This window comes from Hahella sp. NS-SX17 (assembly GCF_057367735.1).
This window is the reverse complement of record NZ_CM170632.1, coordinates 1,671,516-1,688,953: the sequence shown is the minus strand read 5'-3', so window position 1 is coordinate 1,688,953 and position 17,438 is coordinate 1,671,516. Positions and strand designations below refer to the sequence as shown.

Below are 17,438 nucleotides of genomic sequence, written 5' to 3'. Positions count from 1 at the left end.
CGTCCGCAAGCAACGCCGACGGCGCGTGTATGCGCCTCAGAGACACTCACCGACAAGCGTTGAACACGACGCCTTTCGCGCCCGGAAAACCCGGCATACATCCCAGCGTCAATGCATCCTACAACTGTAGGATTATCACGCCGGCGGATGTCAACGAGAATAGTTTCACCTTCGCCTTCACGCAGCGATTGGCGTACGTGAAATAAGCGAAGGGGATAGGACATCCGACAGGAAATTATTCAATATGGAAATAGGGCATATATCATGAATAATAAAACTTTGATCAAGGCATTGACCCTCTCGCTTCCGGCGCTTATCAGCCCCGATGTATTCGGCTTGACCCATTGCGCCAGCGACTTTCAGTTCTCCAGGGATCACAATCTTCCAGATAATGTGGTTTCCCTTCAAATCAGCGCCTCCGAGTTTAGCGCTCTGGCTTCCAAAGACGCGAGAGGCGCGGTGCTTTCAGATATCAACAATAAAGTCTACGAGTGCTTTCAAGACCGTTTTCACTTTATCAATGTAATCAGAAACCTGGATCGAAATGTAAGTGATGGGGCCAATCAGACCAACTACCATCGGCTTGGCGATTCGAACTCTCAACTCGCAACCATTTTTTACCCTAATCGCAGCAACATCGCTTATGGCGCCAGCCTCCATGAAATCGGACATACTTGGTCTAACCACATAGTTGAAGCCAACGATCTGCAAGGCAAATCCGTAGGCAGGCACTGGGGTCTCTCAGACGCTAATGGCGCAGTTGGCGGTTTCGACCCGGACAAACTCACATTCTCATCAGGCGTATATCGCTATGCCGGCTCCAGCATAAACACCCAGTGGGGAACTAACGCCATTCCTTACTCTGAACTTGAGCTGTACATGATGGGCATATCGGAAAAAACCGCCATCGCGCCTCTCAATGTCTACAAAAATCCCCGTGATGTCTCTGTTGGCGCCGACACCATCACCTTCAAGGCCGACAAGCACGTTTACTCTGTCGAGGACATTGAAGAGTTAGCGTTCAGCAACGTCAATGGATTTACAGGATCAAGCGCCAATACATCGTTCAGGTCCATTCATATCGTCGCCACCACCAGCCCACTGACTCAATCAGAATGGGAAGAAGTCAGCACTCAGGTAAGCTGGTTCACTCATCCCGGGGATGACGGCATATTCGCCGATCAACTGGGTGATAGCGCAGTTGAAAGACTCCATAACTTTTGGGAAGCCACCAAAGGAAAAGGGAGAATTAACGCGGGCGACTTAACGGGTTTTCTGCTTGGCCCGGGTGAGACCAACCTTCCTCGAACGTCTCGCAAACCGGTCAATGTATGTTGGACAGGGAACACGAGTGAATATGACGCCTACATCAATGAATCCCTGAGCGAGTTAAATCAAAACTATAACCAGAGGTACGGCTTCAGGCTGGGCTGTGGTCTTGACGGCGACTCATTCGGAGTACTGGAAATCAATGCTGGAGATTCATTTCAGGTATCCCAGGCCACCATGGATAAGGTCAGCATCATCACCAACACAACTAACCCTGGTTGCACTCAAAAATGTTACAAAAATCAGGTGAAAGAACTCATTTTTAAAGGCCTTTCACTTATAGGTTTACTTAAAAATGAAGCGCCTGAAAAAGTGGCCGCCAAGCACTACCACAGTTGCCAGTTAAAAGATGACAACTCTGTTGTGTGCTGGGGAAGCAACTCATTCGGCGGAGCGGATGCGCCTTCAGAGCGCTTCAAGCAGGTGACCGTCGGTAACTTTCACTCTTGCGGAATTAAGTTAAATAACGAAGTGCAATGCTGGGGTTATAACGGTAACGGCCAAACTCAGCCCACTCAGGACGCTTATAAACAAATTATAGGCGGCGACTACGCGACTTGCGGCATTAATAACGATAACGAGACTGTTTGCTGGGGAAGACTAAGTTACCTGCCGCCGCAGAAAACTAAAGTGAAGCAGCTAAAACTGGGCTCTTATCATAGTTGCGCCATTATGTTAGATGACTCTATTCAGTGCTGGGGAAGCAATTCAAGCGGTTCCGCAACGCCACCTGCCGGTAGGTTCTCCAAGCTCAGTACAAACTACTCTCAGAACTGCGCAGTAAGCTTTGAAGGGATAGTCAAATGCTGGGGGCAGAACAATTACGGCCAGACTAACGCCCCAGCCGGAAACTTCGTCGACGTCACCATGGGTTGGGGACACGCATGCGCACTTCGCGCCGACGGCGCCATCAATTGCTGGGGCTTAAATGAAGACGGCCAGGCAACGCCGCCAAACCAGAAGTTCGCGGAAATTCATGCAGGCATGCGACACACCTGTGGCGTAACGTCTGAAAACACAGTCCAATGCTGGGGCAGAAATGCTGATGGAGAGACTGACGTTCCGCTTTAGCGCATAAACACCTTCTCACTCAAAAAAGAAGATCAGTAATAGATGCGGCTGATCTTCTCAAAACAATCCACAATGGAGAACAAGAAGTTGCAACTAATACGGAACATTAGCCTGCTTATCGCCAGCGTCACCATCACGTCGGGATCAATGGCGGCGGAATTAGGCGATGAAGTAAAACTGGTGGATATCACCAGCCAGAGCGTTCTCAGGCACAGTGGTTATTGGCTGTGGCGAACCCCATTGCCGGCTGGCGCCAGTGAGCTGGATATTCAGGACGCCACGTTTGTGTTGAAGGCTGGCCTGGCGGAAAGCAGTTGCTACTCATTTGAGTCAAAAAACTACCCGAATCATTTCATCCGTCACACCGGATCAAGATTGCGTATCTCGCAGAGCGATAACTCACGACTATTCCGAGCAGACGCCACATTTTGCTTTGATTCCGACCAAACCCTCAGCGCGTTTAATTATCCCGACAGCAAGCTGATGGTAAATCGTAATAACGAAGTATGGATCTCCAGCGACTATAGCCGCAGCTCACTCCTTCGGTTAAAAGAAAACCGGGAGTCGCAAGCCTGTTGGAACGGCGTGACCAGCCAGTTCAATAACGCGTCCGGCAATGACGCCCTTCACCAGGCTTGTCAGGCCCAATTCGGCGCAGGCGCCGCCTTGACGACCACCACCGACGCCTCTTCATACTCCTGCGCGACGCCAAGTGGCGCGACGCAATCGATCAACTATCAGCCTTGCTCCTCCCGCTTGTCCGGGTTTCTCTTGCAGGCAGGATGGCGCTCTTACTCGTATCTGGACGATATGTCCAACGATGACATACGCAACACCCTGGTGACAGAGCTATACAAACGCAGCGCCGATGATGTCGTCAGCCTGCAGCGGCGCAGTGACGAAGACCTCATCGCACGTGGTGAAACCTACCTGTCCCTGCTGAACAACGTTGGCTATGGCGACAAAGCCAGAATTGAGCTGCTCACCACTGACCAACAGAATCAGGAGCTCAGCGGCGACCAGGCCAGCTATCTTGCGCAATACCTGCCCATCGCCAGAGTATCGCAACTACCCCTGGCGCAACGTCAGGCTCTGATCCGCGATAACCTGCCGATCTGGATATTGCATGGCTCCGAGGATTACTATCCGAAGGCTTTTCAGCAATATTTATCCGCAGACGTGAAATACGGTCGCGCTGAAGGCAATTACTACGATTTGCGCGCCTGGAAGGACAAACGCCATCACGACAAAAGTGGCTCGGAGAACTCTGTCAGGCCCAATGAAAACAAAATTACCCCCAGTATTTTCGTGGACCGAATGGGGGATAGAGGCGACGTCAATGTCTCTTCCATGGCGCCCCAGGCCGCCCCCACCTATGTGACCTACTTGGAAACTCACAGTGGCGAGATCTGGATCAGATATTTCCTGTTCGCGGGATATAACGATACCTCCGCCACCAACCCAGGCAGCGCGCTGGCGGGTAATCACTTTGCTGACTGGGGGCATATTTCCATCAAGTTAACGAATCAGGGCGGACAATACCTTCCAGCTGAATACTACTTCTCGGCTCACGCAGGCGGCGAGCGTTTCGCGGCGAATGACGGCCGGCTGACCTTTTACGAGGCCAACCTGAACGCAAACTCGCCATCATTGAAAGAAGTGAGCTTCGCCGCGGCGACTCAAAGCAGGCAGCGTCACGTTGGCGTTTATCTCGCGCTGGGAACCCATGAGGCCTATGCCCAGGCGGGCAACCACAGCTTCCTGGATGGGGCCAGCACATTTTGGGATATTACACAGTTCGGCTCCCTCATTATTCCATTCGCCGAAACATTGCCCAATAACTCAAGGCACTCCTATCATCCTTACCCGTCCTGGGATATGGGCAGCCCGATCAGCAACCCTTATTTTCAGACTCGCTCAATGACGCCAGAGCAGGCTCAAATTCATTGGCTACAAATGGTTCCAGAAGCCATATTCGGCTCCAATGACCCCAGCCATCAGGATAGCTTAATGCAGATATTCACTACGAAATATAAGCCGAGCGAAAACGAAAGCAGCCGTAGAGCCATCAGATACAGCGGCCAGAATCACGGGCTGCTTACAGATAGCGGAAACTTTACGGCGAAGAATCCCATTGAAAAGATTTTTGAATGGGGCGGTAATTTCAATAACTAAGACGTTTTCATAACTCCTGGTTCGCCATTAGCTCCCTGAGCCAGCCTTGCAGTGGAGCTAATCGGCGCTTTTTTGAACTACCTTTGCTTCTCCTGTGACGCAACTTCCTGCGTCCAGCGATCCAACAGGCGCTGCCGGTTTCTCCCCGCCCACTCGAAATCCAGTGGCAGCAGTTTTACATCCTGCAATTTAATCTGTTGGCTTTGCTCGCCATACAACGTGCTGTAGGTAGGTATGCGATCGCTGCCCGCGCTTTTTATTAACGACTGCCCCTCCCAGGAAAGCGCAAAGTCGATAAACGCCTGCGCCTTCTGCAAATCCTGGCCGTCGTGTTTGATGATGCTCAGTCCGCCAATTTCATATCCCACGCCTTCAGGAGGAACAATAAACGCCACATCGCCGTCCTCAATGGACTTCACGACCTCATGGTAAAAAGTAATGACGATGCCGATCTGCCCGGTCGAAACGCGATAGGTCTGTCCTTTGCCGTAAAACTCCACGTTCTGATGCAATGCTTTGAAGTAATCGAAGGCGGCGTCTTCTCCCATCAGCGCGACCATGCTGATCAAAGTGGTGAACGCCGTGCCTGAAACCAGAGGGCTTTTCATCCCGATCATGTCACGATACACAGGGTCTGCAAGGTCCTTCCATGTTTTAGGAATCGGCGCGCCCCTCTCCTGCAGGAAGGGTTTGCTCACGACAATTCCCAGAATGCCGCCATACAATCCATTCACCGTTCCCTCCATAAAGGGGCCGCCCAACAAAGGCTCCAGTTTCGTCGTTTCCGGCGAGACATAGGGGACCAGATACCCTTCCGCGCCAGCCTGGATATGCGACCCCAGACTGCCGCCGAACCAGATATCGCCATTACCGGCATGCTGCTCATATTGCAGTCTGGCCATCGCCGCGCCGCTGCCGCGCATCTCAATGATTTCCACTGGTATTCCCGTTTGCCGGGTGAACGCATAACTCACCACGTTTGGGTATTCGGACAGCACGCTATATAAAATCAGAGGCTTGGTCGCAGAACCGGTCTGGCTTGTAACTTCAACAGGAAGGTCGGCGCCTTGCGCGAATGACAGCGGCGCGAGTATAACAGAGAGGGAAAGCAGTCGCCGGAAATGGCGACATCGGTTGGCGAAATCCATTGCATAACCACGTGTATCAACCGTCGAAACTTAACGCTTCCAGAGAGGCTCCAGAAACAACATCCGCCGCTTTCTGCAATACAAATCAGACAGTTAAATGCTGACGCAACAGCAAAAAATACGGGTAAGAAAGGGTAAGGCGCCGGAAAACAGGTTGTCAAAAAGAGGAAAGTGAAAAGGCCAAGCGGTTCTCAATCAATAATGATGCCCCGCTTTTTCGCCGTCATCACCGCCTGCGTGCGGTTCTCCACGCCAAGGTGATCAATAATGTCGGAGACATACTGCCGAACGGTAATATCGGAAATGCCGAGGTTCCTGGCGATTTCCTTATTCGACAGGCCCTGAGTCAGGTACTCCAGAGTTTCAAGATGACGGGGCGAAAACGATGGCAGTTGATCCTGACACTGCGTTACTGTCACCAGCTCTCCGCGCAGTATCGCCAATAAGCCTTCCTGCATTTCATGTTTTTTGGCGGATTTGGCGATAAATCCATTCACCCCCAGCGCCATCACGTTCTGCACGTTAGGCCCCATTTCCAAGGCGGAAACAACCACTATCGGCAACAGCGGATATGCGCCGCGCAACTGCTTCACGCCATCCAGACGTTGCGTGCCGGGCAGTTGAATATCCAGAATCAACAGGGACAGATCCGGGTGCAATATGAGTTGCTCGCTCGCCGTATAGAAGTCAGACGCCTCCACGATCGTGGCGTCCGGAAATATTTCCATGACCAAATGCCGCAAGCCGTCTCGATACAAGTCATGATCTTCGGCGATGAGTATTTTTGAAGCCATCATCAGGTGTGTTCTCAATAGTCCCTTAGCAGGTAGTTACCCGGCGCACGCTCCCCGCCAGGCACAATGCGCGCAGCCTAGTCTAGACCCCGCTCGATTCCTATCCTGCAAATGTAGGATATCCCGCCTGCGCCGAGGAAATCAGTAAAGCGTCTACGGCGTTTCTTATTAAACCGATCAACCCGTAATGGTGTTTATACGCTTTCTGATTGCCGCTGGTTTTGCGCATGCATCAACAAGGATCGCAACTGGGCTGGCGCGACGGGTTTGTAGAGCATTAGCAATCCCATCTTTGCTGCTTCCTGCATGCGCGCCACGGAGGTGTCTCCTGTGATCAATGCGGGCGTAAACGGCGTTTGCAGCCGCTGCGACATCAGCTCAATCGCGGCCAGGCCGCTCTCGCCATTCGCCAACTCCACATCCGCCAGCAGCAGACTCGGCGCGCTGGAGAGCCTGTCCAGTTTATCGTCTAATTCCGCCAGGCTCCGCGCCAGCACAACGTCACAGCCCCACCCTGTCAGCAACGCTTCCATCGCCTGTAGTATCTCCTGATCATCATCCAACACTATGACCAATTGTCGCCCAGGAACGCTCGCCACTTCGGTCTGCGCTTCAACAAGCGTCATTTCCGGTCTGGCGACCCGCGGCGCTTCAAGAGTGAAGATAGAGCCTTTGCCTGATTCCGATTGCAGACTCAACGGGAGCTCCAGTAATTTCGCGGTTTTCTCCACAATGGATAAGCCCAGCCCCAACCCATTGCTGCGCCTATCCAATTGCACAAATGCTTTGAAAACCTCCTGCTGTTGCTCTCGCGTCATGCCCACGCCGTTGTCGCACACCTGAATGAGCAGCCTGCCGCCCCTGCGTCGACACCCCATCAGCACCTTGCCGCCCTCGGCATATCGCAAGGCATTGGTGAGCAGGTTGCGCAGCATGCGCTCCAGCAACAGGGAATCCGTATGGATATAGGCGCCGCAATGTGCGACGCGCAGCCGGACGCCCTGGGCTTTCGCCTGAGCGCGGTACTCGCCCTCCAGTGTGGTGAGCAGAGAGTCTACGCAAAACGTCTCTTTATTCACCGTCACCGCGCAGGCCTCCAGTCGGGCCATGTCCATCAGGGCGTTAAACAGCTTGGTCAGGGAGTCGTGGGACGACTTGAGTCTTCGCATGTGTTTGGCGCCGGTGGCGTCCTCGACATAAGGCTCCAGCGCCGAGATAAACAGTCCCATGGCGTGCAGAGGCTGACGCAAGTCGTGACTGGCTGCGGCCAGAAAGCGGGACTTCGCCTGATTGGACGCCTCCTCCGACAGCATCGCTTCCCGCATCGCATAAAAGTAGCGCTCTATGCGACGGATTTCATCCTGATGCTCGACGGGGTCTCGCCTCGCGCCTTGTTGCTCCAGCAGCTCATCGCCCAGCAATGTCAGTTGTTTGATCGGCTGCGTGATGACGCCGGAATAGTGCCAGGCGACGGCGCCGATGATAAAGATCACGCCAATCACGATAGCCAGCCCAACGCCCAGCGTGGCGTACATCTCATTAAAGATGGGTTGGCTGGGTATCTCCGTCACCAGCGCCCAGGTTTCGCCATAAACATCCACCGGCGTGGAAACCGCAAGCACCTGGGCGCCATCATAAGACGCATACGCTTGTCGCGCGCTCAGTCCCGCCAAGGCTGACTCAATGGCCGGGTTATCGATGCCGTCCGGGCGCCCGCTTATCCGCGTCAAGGCGGAGTGCAGCCGATGATCCGGCGCAACCAGATAGGTTTCGCTGAGGCCAGCCAGATGCGAAAACCCGCCAAGCAACCGGCACACACTTTCATTGCTGTACTGCATCACTACAACGCCAGCCAGCTCGCCGAATTCAAACAAGGGCTTGGCGACATAGTTCACCAAGTGATCACGGCCTGGATAGGGATAAAAGCCGGTAAATACGCTGTCCGTGGCGAGGCTTTCGCTGTCAGCGGTTACTTTCTCGAACATGCTCGCCAAACCGGCGTCAGCGCCGGATGAGTATCTCCCCGATTTAAGATCTTCACCAAAATAGACGCCTTTATTCACCGAGTAGGCCACCCGGCCGCGCCGCTCAATCAAATACATGTCATCAATGGCGAAACGTTCGCTGAACGAACGCAGCCGGGTATGAAAATCGGCGTGGATATTATCGTAGTACGCACGGCGAATAAGGTTGTTTTCAGAACGGGATGACGCCAGCGCGCCAGTATGACCAGAAAATAAAGACTGAAGGCTCGCTGCGCGTTCATTGTCCAGCTTGGTCAAATGCATCGCGCCAATACTGAACTCTTTCAGGTAATGCAGCGCAGGCGTGTTATTTTCGGACATGGCATGGCTGGAGACTTCCCCTACAAACACCTGGGCGGTCGCCATGCGTTCTTTAAACAACTCCGCCACCTGATTACGCTTAACGTCTTGAACAGACGCCAAATGCTCGTACCCCTGCGCCGTCATGCTTTCCGAGAAGGTAAACGCCAGGATCGCCGCAAATAACAACAACGGCAGCACACTCAGGCTAAGGCAGATCAGGATAAGCTTGCTGCGTACGCTCAGGTTTCGCCGAGCAATCAAAGGAAACGCCATCCCAAGCCTACAGCGCCTTGCGCCGCAGACTGGCGCGCGGGATCAGGACTACGGAAAAGGGGGGACATCTCTGTACAAATGAAATGAGTGGCGTCTCTCAACATCTTAAAACTAGTCCATTGTAGTGGTGCGCGCGGTTCCTGCGCTGTTCGACGCAACCAGGATCGACAATCAGACAGACTGTCAGACCATAGCGCCTATCGAATTGATCTTAATCGTTTTTTCTCGCCTCCGGCAACATACCGGCGCCCATGGTGTGACCGGTTATGACAAGTACGCTTTATAATTTTGCAGATAGAACGTCGTCATGCAGGAATCCGATACGGGAAAGCGCTCCGCATTCAATGTATACAGGACATCCGCTATCAGGGAAGGCGCGATGGACATGGTGTGGCCGGTGCTGCGATAGGGTTCCGCACAAGTCAGGGCAAGCAACGCTAGCAGACGCTGCTCTGTCGCCTGGCGAGGGACAGGGTTAGCGAAAAAGAGACCACAGATGGCAGACAGGAACGCGCCCTCTTTTTCAAACAAATTGATGAAGTAGGGTTCGTCCTGATTCTTGCTCTTATTTTTCGCCTCGGCCAGTAGATCGCTGATCACGCCGATTAGTGCGTCATCTATCTGCGGTCGGGCGGCCGCCAGCGCACTTTCATATTTACCAATCAGGTCGGCATGCAGAATCGGTCGGTCTGACCCGGTATACAGGTAGTGGTCAGCGACCTTTTGCAGCAATGCGTCAAAGTCGGACAGGTCCTGCTCGTCCACGGTGATAACTTGAGAAGGTTCGAACACTTTATCGAACAGGTCGTCAGCGATGGTTTGTTTGGCCAGAGCCACACTCTCCGCTTCATCCAAGTCCCAACTCGCCGCGACAAACGCCACAAAGTCATCGACTGTGTTCATCGTGCGCAACTCCGCGCTGACGTCTTTCAGAGCCTCGACGTGCGCCTCAAGGTAGAGATCAGGCAGGAGCGTGAGAAGACGCTCGGCGGTTTCCCGCTCATCCGTTCCTGCATCCGCGTCTTCCGACACATCAAAATAGTCACGACAGAGTTCGTTAAACAATACGCTGAATTCTCCCAGCTCATCATTGCCTTCCGCCCGAATGGAAAAGTCGTCCACATTGAATTTACGTCCGCCAAAACCCAGTAAATCTGCGGCGGAGTGACTTTCACTTTCGGTAAAAGCCTGATAGCCAGCCAGATTATTTACGCCAACCACACAGTAATAGTGATGTATGCGCACATCGATAATGAACGCGTAGATATCTTCGTTATAAGGCGACGGTTTGATTCTTGCGATCAAGTCCAACAAATATCCGCGCAACGCCTGCCGATAGTTTTGCATTGTTTCGCGCAACGCCTGTTCGCTTTGCATGAGTCGCCTCTATAAGTTTCATCTATGCCCTATCGGGCCTTTGCGGAGAATACCGGCTCATCAATAAAAGTGCCTTTGCACTTGGGACATTTGCCTGGCTTTTTGACCCGGGAGCGATCTTCGAATACGTAGTCGCACTTGCCGCAACGGGCAGGTTCAATGTTCAGAGAGCCCGTCTTCTGCAAATGCTCCAGATGACCATAAATCTCCTTTTCGGATTTTCCTATCAGCTTTGATAAGGAGCCGACAGTAAAAGCGCCGTCCTGCAACACGGACATCAGTTCCTGTCTGACCGTTTCATTACGTTCTTGTGGAATGGGGGTCTTTGATTTCATTGGTTCCATGCATTTATTAGCCAAATTCCACTGCGTCCGTCATAAAGTGCAATAAGTCTGTCATGACTTGCGCGGGAACTCAGCGGGCTCAAGTGAGCAATAGCGAATTAGAGAGGCCGTTACTTGGCCTTACCGGCTTCCAGTATCGGCAACCCTGCTTCGGTAGGAATATAAATCCGTTCGCCTTTTCCGTCCTGCAAGCCTTTAATCCAGACGTAGCGCAGATAGGCTTCATTGTCTTTCAGTGATGCGCCGATGATTTTGTTGGCTTCGGCGGCGGCTTTGGCTCTTTCAATATCCGCCTGACCTTCGGCTTTGGCGCGCGCAATCATCGCCTTACCTTCCGCTTCCGCCAACGTGACCTGAGCTTTCGCCTGCAAAAGCGACGCCTGTTCCTTGGCTTTGGCTTCTTCGATCAGGATCTTCTTGGTCCATTCCGCTTCCCGCAGCGCGGCTACGCCGTCCGCCTCCATTTTGTAGATTTTGTATTTTGGCCATCCCCATAGCGCCAGAAGAATGAACGCCACAAATGCCACAGCCAAAAATATCAGAGATCCTAACGCCAGTGCTTGTCGGTTTTGATACATCTTAAAACTCAAGTTCAAAAAGATTTAGGCGTCATGTTAAACAGGAATCAGTCCACGGCCAAATATTTCAGCTCCGCGTATGAGTAGTAGGTTCCACGACCGCCTGTATGGTCGATCCAAACGCCGTCTCCGACTGAATCAAACTCAATGGTGAAACCTGAGCCTTCCGCGCCGTTAACCTGAAGGAGTCCGGTGGCAGGCGCATGGTCAACAACACCCGACACTTGCTGTCTAGTCATAACGCTAAACCTCTTGTCATCAATCATTGAACCGCTGACATAATAGGACTGGCTGTAATTGTATTCGCCATATTCTATGTTCATCGATATTTTGATATCACCGATAGTGACGCTCTTGCCAGTATAGTGGTCACGCAAACTTACACTTCCACTCGTGTTGGAGTTACTCCTTGAGCCATGATCATAAGTGTTGCCAGCAGTCGATAAGGCGCCATTCAAGGTAAAATCGCCGTCGTCACTACAGTTATCAAATGCAAAGGTTCCCGAAAAAGCAGTTGAGACGCCACCGTCGTTTGATATTGAGGTCATATCCATAGTGACCATACCGTTATATTCGCAACTAACAGATAAACCGCCTCCAGTTGTATTGCGCTCAAAACGCCCATCGTCAAGCGCCTCAAAGTACTTCTTTTGCACAGGAATGGCTGCAAAATCAGACGCATCATCAATACCGCTCTCTAAACCACCAGTAAAATCAGCGGCAACTACAATAGCGGCTATCTTCGGCGCGTTTTCACTATTAATTACCAAGGTGTCAGCAGGCTGACTGTTACTGGAGCCGCCACCTCCGCCACAACCAAATAACGAAACAGAGAGCGTAAAAAGGCTGCAAGCTAAAACTTGTTTATTCATAGTTATATCTCTAGAACTCTTGGATTCTTCCACATTGAATTAAAAGATGTGAGAGCTAACAAGAAGGTGGTCAACTCTCATGCCAAGCATTCTAAACAGATACCAAATCGATAAACAAACCTTATAAATAACCCTTGTTCAGCTTACATTCAGATTGCTTTATTAATGTATATACAACACTAACAAACACATTACATTTAGCCTATCAATCTTTCATGAATAATAGAAATAAATGGCTACTCCGCCAAAAAATGACAGTAGCTTCATTCCCAAGAAGCCCAGATACTGAGCCACCCCAACGCCGCCCCGGGTCTTTACCAAGTAGTACGGTAAAGTAAACGGCCACAGAAAGAATATGAATGCATGAAACTCGAATGGCGCTTTAAAGTATTGTCTCTTTGGGTCCTTGGATACCCAAAGAGCAACTAGCGATGCAAACACCAGGCTCCACACAGTGTCTGTTGAGTCCGAGACATCAGCGCCTTGCAGATTCAGATATGCTTGAAACAGCGCGTATAGAACTGATAAGGCAATCAGCAGCGCTAATATCATGTTGTGGATTTTTTTCATTAGACTTCCTGCACGTCTTTAATCCGATCCGTCCCCAGGAGGCGCTCCTACTGGAGTATTCCCACTTGGAGAAAAGCCTCTGGTGCTGACCTTAAAGTCCAAATCGCCAGCGAAAAAACGTTCCGCCAACTCTTTTCGAACTCTCCCGTATTCCAGTGCTGGAAAGTGCTCAGCGAAAACCACTTCAATACTTTCCTGAGCGGCAAACAGCGCGACAGCGTAATGGGTATACTTGCCAGACAAGCCGTATCTGGAAATCGCTGTCGTAATCTGTCCATATGTATATTGAGGACCGCCGCCATAATCCTTACACAATATGGACGGCAGCACCCGCAAGTATTTATTCAGCGCACGATTCTTAAAAAAACTGCTTAACATATTAATCCTTTGGAAGACCAACCTGTTCGAATTATTACTGGATAGCTTCAGCATAATATTTAAGCGCGGACAGTCTACGTTTTGCGCTACGACCAAAGACGACATTGATCACCAGCGTCACAATAGGCCTCAGCCATGTTGGCGCGCCAACAATGCTATATTTGAACGTCACTCTACTGCTTACAGGCGATATTTGCTGGAACGACCAGGAGCCTGCGAATTTTGCAAACGCCCAGGGGCCGTGCACCATTTTTATCGCGACAACGGATGGGCGTTTATAAGAGACATACTCCACGGTCATGGAGAAACCGTTTTTCGCAACGATTTCAAGCTGCAATCCCTTTGCAGGCTGTGTCCCATTTATAAAGCGATAAGATTCTGGAAACGGGTCCCACGCCAGGCGTTTACTGTAATCCTGACTGAGATCAAACAGCATCTCGGGAGACGCCTTTATTTCCAAACTCCGCTCGATCATATTTCACCGCACAAGATTGATGCGTACAGCCCGCTGCTCACCCGTCGCGTCATCGCCTTCCCGGCAATTTTCCTCTGGTCGCAAGCAGCTGTCTCATTTAAAGTAGGAGCGCTTTCCATCATCTCGATAGACTCCTGGCGTCAAAGAGACTCTAGGGAGCGCGTAGTTGTCCACCTGGTGTGGCGAGTGTCGTACGTATAACTATTAATCCTATAGCTTTCAAGAAGATTACTCCTTTAATCAGGCTAAAATCCGAAAAATGGAGCCGCCATGGACGATCAATGGATAAATAGAGAGGAATACCCTTTCGCATCGCACTTTATTGAGCTCGGACCAGGACGTATGCATTACGTCGATGAAGGTCAGGGCAAGCCTATTGTCATGCTGCATGGCAATCCCACTTGGTCCTTTCTCTATCGCAACATGATCAAAGGTTTATCCGGACAGTTTCGCTGCATCGTCCCGGATCACATTGGTTTCGGCCTCTCCGACAAACCTCAGAACTGGTCTTACCTGCCTAAAGACCACGCCAAAAATCTGGAGACGTTGATTGCAAGACTGAACCTGCAGGACGTCACGCTGGTGGTGCAGGACTGGGGTGGTCCTATCGGCCTTTCCTACGCGCTGAATAACCCGCACAACGTACGCCGTCTGGTGATAATGAACACCTGGATGTGGTCCACTCACGGCGACGTCAAGTATGAGACTTTCAGCGCATTGATGGGGGGCTTCCTGGGGCGGCTCATGATCAAGCGCTTCAATGTTTTTGTCAGCGTATTGCTGAAGCAGGCGGTGCAAAAAAAGCTAAGCCCCAATATCTACAAACACTATGCGGAGCCGCTGAAAAATCCCGCAGAGCGTAAAGGTTGCTGGGTATTCCCCAAGCAGATCATCAAAGCGGACGAATGGTTGGAAGAACTCTGGGAGAAGCGCGCCAACATCGCGGATATTCCCGCATTGCTCCTATGGGGCATGAAAGACTTCGCCTTTCAGGAGAGGGAGCTGCGTACATGGATGCAGTTGCTCACCCACCACACTGCGGTGACTTTCGATGACGCCGGCCATTTCCTGCCCGAGGACAAAGGAACGGAAGTCTGCCCGCTCATTGCCGATTTTTTGCGGGATGCGGAGCCAACATTTCTCCGTGAAGCCAGCGCGCCAGCGCCGGCGATCTAAGCCGTAATGCAGAGAAACCGGAGTCAGGGCGGATCTCGCCCTGACTACCCGCGCTTGCCCTGCAATGCTTTTTCCAGTCGATCACAAACCGCCTCCAGCACTGTCACGCGGGCATGACGTTTACTGTTGGCGGGAACCAGGGTCCAGGGCGCATAGTCCGTACTGGTGCGCATAATCATTTCATGAGCCGCCTGCTCATAGGCGGGCCATTTTTCCCGATTCCGCCAATCTTCATCTGTTATTTTATAGCGCTTACGAGGCGTCGCCTTCCGCTCTTCAAAACGACTCAGCTGCTCTTCCTGATCGATATGCAGCCAGAACTTCAGCAAGACATTGCCGTGATCGCAAAGCTGTTCTTCAAAATCATTGATTTCGGTGTATGCGCGCCGCCATTCGTCAATGGTAGCGAAACCTTCCACACGCTCAACCAGCACCCGGCCATACCAGCTGCGATCATAAATCGTGGCGCGTCCGGCTCGTGGTACATGCCTCCAAAAGCGCCAGAGGTAATGATGCGCCTTTTCTTCATCTGTTGGGGCGGCGATGGAGATGACGCGGGCGATGCGGGCGTCGACCGCCTCCATAATGCGTCGGATGGCGCCGCCTTTACCCGCCGCATCCCAGCCTTCAAACAGCATCACCGTGGAAACGCCCTGATGGTAAGCGCGCCAGCTCAGGCTGTTTAAGCGCGCCTGCGCCAGCTCCAGACGAGTATCGTATTCTTCCCGCGAAAGGTCTGCGCTCAGGTCGACCTGGGACAAGACCGTCTCGCTTGGAAAATCGCCGGGGGGCTTCTTGGGAGTGGCGTTTTTTATGGTTTCGAGATCTTCTTGTTTCTCCGCCAGACGCTTTTCAAGCGCCTGCAAAATGTTTTTCGCCACCATGATATTACGAAAATAGTCGTCCTCGGACTCCACCACAATCCAGGGAGTGTCCGCCTGATCTGTCAGGCGCACTGCGCGCTCGGCGGCTTTGATGTAGTCGGAGTAGCGCGCATGAAGAGCCTCGTCTAACTCGGACACCTGCCAGCGGCCATGTTTATCCTTTTTCAGTTCTTTAAATTTACGCCTCTGATAGGCTTTGGAGGTGTGCAGCCAGAATTTCAGAATCAAAGCGCCGTCCTGGGCCAACATGCTTTCCAGGCGATTAATGCGCAGCATATGGCTGTCGAAGTCCGCTTTGCTTTGCTTTTCAAGAGCGCGTGTGATCAGTTCACCGGTGTACCAGGAGCCGTAGAACAGGCCGACGCGGCCGCGGGCGGGAAAGGTGCGCCAGTAACGCCAGAAACGGGGACGCTCCGCTTCCTCATCGGTTTTTGGGCCAAATCCGGTGACTTCGAGGCCACGGGTGTCCAGCCATTGATTCAGCAGGTTGACCACTTCGCCTTTGCAGGTGTTATCGACGCCTTCCAGCAGTATGTAAACCGGAATCCCCGCATTCACGAGGGCGAATTGGGCGAATAGCAGCCTGTCTCTGTAATACGAGGCCTGTTTCTTGTAGTCCTTCTTATCCAGCTTGCGCCCCAGCTCAACTGCTTCAAACATACCACAACCCTCTGATTCCCATACTCTTTACGACGCATAAAGGCCGTCGCCTATGTGTCCTTTAACTATAGTGGATTCAGGGACAGGGAGTCGAAAAAGTCTGCATTCAGGTGGAGGTCGCATTCAGCGGTTCCTCGGTCTGCGTCTGAGGCGGAGCCTCAGATGAAGCCGACTCGGGAGGGCCAAATAACGTCCTTAATCTGCCCCCCGGAGTGAGCCCGGAATCGCACGCGTCACGCCACATGTCACGCCACTCATGAAACGTCAAAAAGAGGGGATTGTGACTGTGCACTGGTTTCACAGTCCCATACTCACAGGGCAAATCATCTTTCTCCGCGACAAAGGTTCCAAACACTTTGTCCCAAACAATGAGAATGCCGGCGAAGTTCTTGTCAATGTATTCCGGATTGCGGGCATGGTGCACCCGGTGATGAGAAGGGGTGTTGAAAACCGTCTCCAACCAGCTCAAGCGGCGCACTGCCTGGGTATGGATAAAAAACTGGAACGCCAGACTCAGCATCACCATCGTCACGGCCTGCTGCGGCGTGAAGCCGACCAATATTATCGGCAGCCAGAACAGCCACATGCCGGAAATCGGATAGGTCAGGCTCTGACGAAATGCAGTGGAAAGGTTAAGGCTCTCGGAGGAATGGTGTACGACATGGGACGCCCACATCCAACGAATGCGATGACTGCCGCGGTGAAACCAGTAGTAACAAAAATCCTGCAGTAAAAACAGCAGAATAAAACTCCACCAGGCAGCGGGAATATCAAACAGGCGCAATGAGAAGACCGCGTCGTAAACATAAATCAGTACGATGGCGGCCACCGCTTCAGACCCCTCATGCATCAGCGCCAACACGGCGTTACTGAGCGTATCCGGCCAAGTATATCGCGCGGTCGGAAAACTCGCGCCCCGGTCTCGCAGATACCAGGCCTCCCAGGCGATAAACCCGAGGAAAACCGGCGCTAACGCCAGCAACAAATATTGAAGTTCAAACTGCATC

At 52.1% G+C, this 17,438-nt stretch carries 16 protein-coding genes; 4 read left to right on the top strand and 12 right to left on the bottom strand.

Translation table 11 applies throughout. The features are described from left to right. Positions 1 to 29 precede the first annotated feature (29 nt). From AC2IBB_RS07600 to AC2IBB_RS07590, 3 genes are all read left to right on the top strand, one after another. Positions 30 to 206 (top strand): hypothetical protein, encoded by a 177-nt coding sequence (locus tag AC2IBB_RS07600; RefSeq protein WP_486332288.1) that lies wholly within the window; start codon positions 30 to 32, stop codon positions 204 to 206. A 58-nt stretch (positions 207 to 264) separates the two neighbouring features. Beyond that, positions 265 to 2,400, top strand: coding sequence for an RCC1 domain-containing protein (locus AC2IBB_RS07595; protein ID WP_486332287.1), 2,136 nt, complete (start codon positions 265 to 267; stop codon positions 2,398 to 2,400). 87 nt (positions 2,401 to 2,487) lie between these two features. Continuing rightward, complete coding sequence (locus AC2IBB_RS07590) at positions 2,488 to 4,575, top strand: AbfB domain-containing protein (protein WP_486332286.1); 2,088 nt, start codon at positions 2,488 to 2,490, stop codon at positions 4,573 to 4,575. A 77-nt stretch (positions 4,576 to 4,652) separates the two neighbouring features. Here AC2IBB_RS07590 and AC2IBB_RS07585 read toward each other — a convergent pair whose 3' ends face one another. The 10 genes from AC2IBB_RS07585 to AC2IBB_RS07540 all read right to left on the bottom strand — a co-directional run bounded on the left by AC2IBB_RS07585 (position 4,653) and on the right by AC2IBB_RS07540 (position 13,711). Next, on the bottom strand, positions 4,653 to 5,723 hold the full coding sequence (locus AC2IBB_RS07585) for an ABC transporter substrate-binding protein (RefSeq protein ID WP_486332285.1): 1,071 nt from the start codon (positions 5,721 to 5,723) through the stop codon (positions 4,653 to 4,655). Between the two features lie 191 nt (positions 5,724 to 5,914). Beyond that, on the bottom strand, positions 5,915 to 6,520 hold the full coding sequence (locus tag AC2IBB_RS07580; protein WP_486332284.1) for a LuxR C-terminal-related transcriptional regulator: 606 nt from the start codon (positions 6,518 to 6,520) through the stop codon (positions 5,915 to 5,917). Positions 6,521 to 6,711: 191 nt separating this feature from the next. Beyond that, positions 6,712 to 9,117 (bottom strand): ATP-binding protein, encoded by a 2,406-nt coding sequence (locus AC2IBB_RS07575; RefSeq protein ID WP_486332283.1) that lies wholly within the window; start codon positions 9,115 to 9,117, stop codon positions 6,712 to 6,714. A gap of 264 nt (positions 9,118 to 9,381) precedes the next feature. Continuing rightward, positions 9,382 to 10,494 carry a hypothetical protein gene (locus AC2IBB_RS07570; protein WP_486332282.1) on the bottom strand — a complete coding sequence of 371 codons (1,113 nt, stop codon included), beginning with the start codon at positions 10,492 to 10,494 and terminating at the stop codon, positions 9,382 to 9,384. 29 nt (positions 10,495 to 10,523) lie between these two features. Then, positions 10,524 to 10,829, bottom strand: a complete 306-nt coding sequence (locus AC2IBB_RS07565) for a transcriptional regulator (protein ID WP_486332281.1) — start codon at positions 10,827 to 10,829, stop codon at positions 10,524 to 10,526. Between the two features lie 119 nt (positions 10,830 to 10,948). Then, positions 10,949 to 11,365: an SPFH domain-containing protein gene (locus AC2IBB_RS07560; protein WP_486333930.1), complete on the bottom strand. Its 417-nt coding sequence runs from the start codon at positions 11,363 to 11,365 to the stop codon at positions 10,949 to 10,951. A gap of 98 nt (positions 11,366 to 11,463) precedes the next feature. Continuing rightward, the gene (locus tag AC2IBB_RS07555) at positions 11,464 to 12,288 is read right to left on the bottom strand and encodes a hypothetical protein (RefSeq protein WP_486332280.1); all 825 of its coding nucleotides are present in this window, start codon (positions 12,286 to 12,288) and stop codon (positions 11,464 to 11,466) included. A 213-nt stretch (positions 12,289 to 12,501) separates the two neighbouring features. Next, entirely contained in the window at positions 12,502 to 12,858 is a 357-nt protein-coding gene (locus AC2IBB_RS07550; RefSeq protein ID WP_486332279.1) for a hypothetical protein, read from the bottom strand. A gap of 18 nt (positions 12,859 to 12,876) precedes the next feature. Continuing rightward, positions 12,877 to 13,236: a DUF6559 family protein gene (locus AC2IBB_RS07545; protein WP_486332278.1), complete on the bottom strand. Its 360-nt coding sequence runs from the start codon at positions 13,234 to 13,236 to the stop codon at positions 12,877 to 12,879. Between the two features lie 34 nt (positions 13,237 to 13,270). Beyond that, on the bottom strand, positions 13,271 to 13,711 hold the full coding sequence (locus AC2IBB_RS07540) for a type II toxin-antitoxin system RatA family toxin (RefSeq protein ID WP_486332277.1): 441 nt from the start codon (positions 13,709 to 13,711) through the stop codon (positions 13,271 to 13,273). A 270-nt stretch (positions 13,712 to 13,981) separates the two neighbouring features. Between AC2IBB_RS07540 and AC2IBB_RS07535 the strand changes: the two genes are divergently transcribed. Then, positions 13,982 to 14,887 carry an alpha/beta fold hydrolase gene (locus tag AC2IBB_RS07535; protein ID WP_486332276.1) on the top strand — a complete coding sequence of 302 codons (906 nt, stop codon included), beginning with the start codon at positions 13,982 to 13,984 and terminating at the stop codon, positions 14,885 to 14,887. Between the two features lie 44 nt (positions 14,888 to 14,931). Here the strand turns inward: AC2IBB_RS07535 and pap are convergent, their stop codons facing one another. Beyond that, positions 14,932 to 16,431 carry a polyphosphate:AMP phosphotransferase gene (gene pap / locus AC2IBB_RS07530; RefSeq protein WP_486332275.1) on the bottom strand — a complete coding sequence of 500 codons (1,500 nt, stop codon included), beginning with the start codon at positions 16,429 to 16,431 and terminating at the stop codon, positions 14,932 to 14,934. Positions 16,432 to 16,537: 106 nt separating this feature from the next. After that, positions 16,538 to 17,437 (bottom strand): sterol desaturase family protein, encoded by a 900-nt coding sequence (locus AC2IBB_RS07525; protein ID WP_486332274.1) that lies wholly within the window; start codon positions 17,435 to 17,437, stop codon positions 16,538 to 16,540. Position 17,438: the final 1 nt, after the last annotated feature.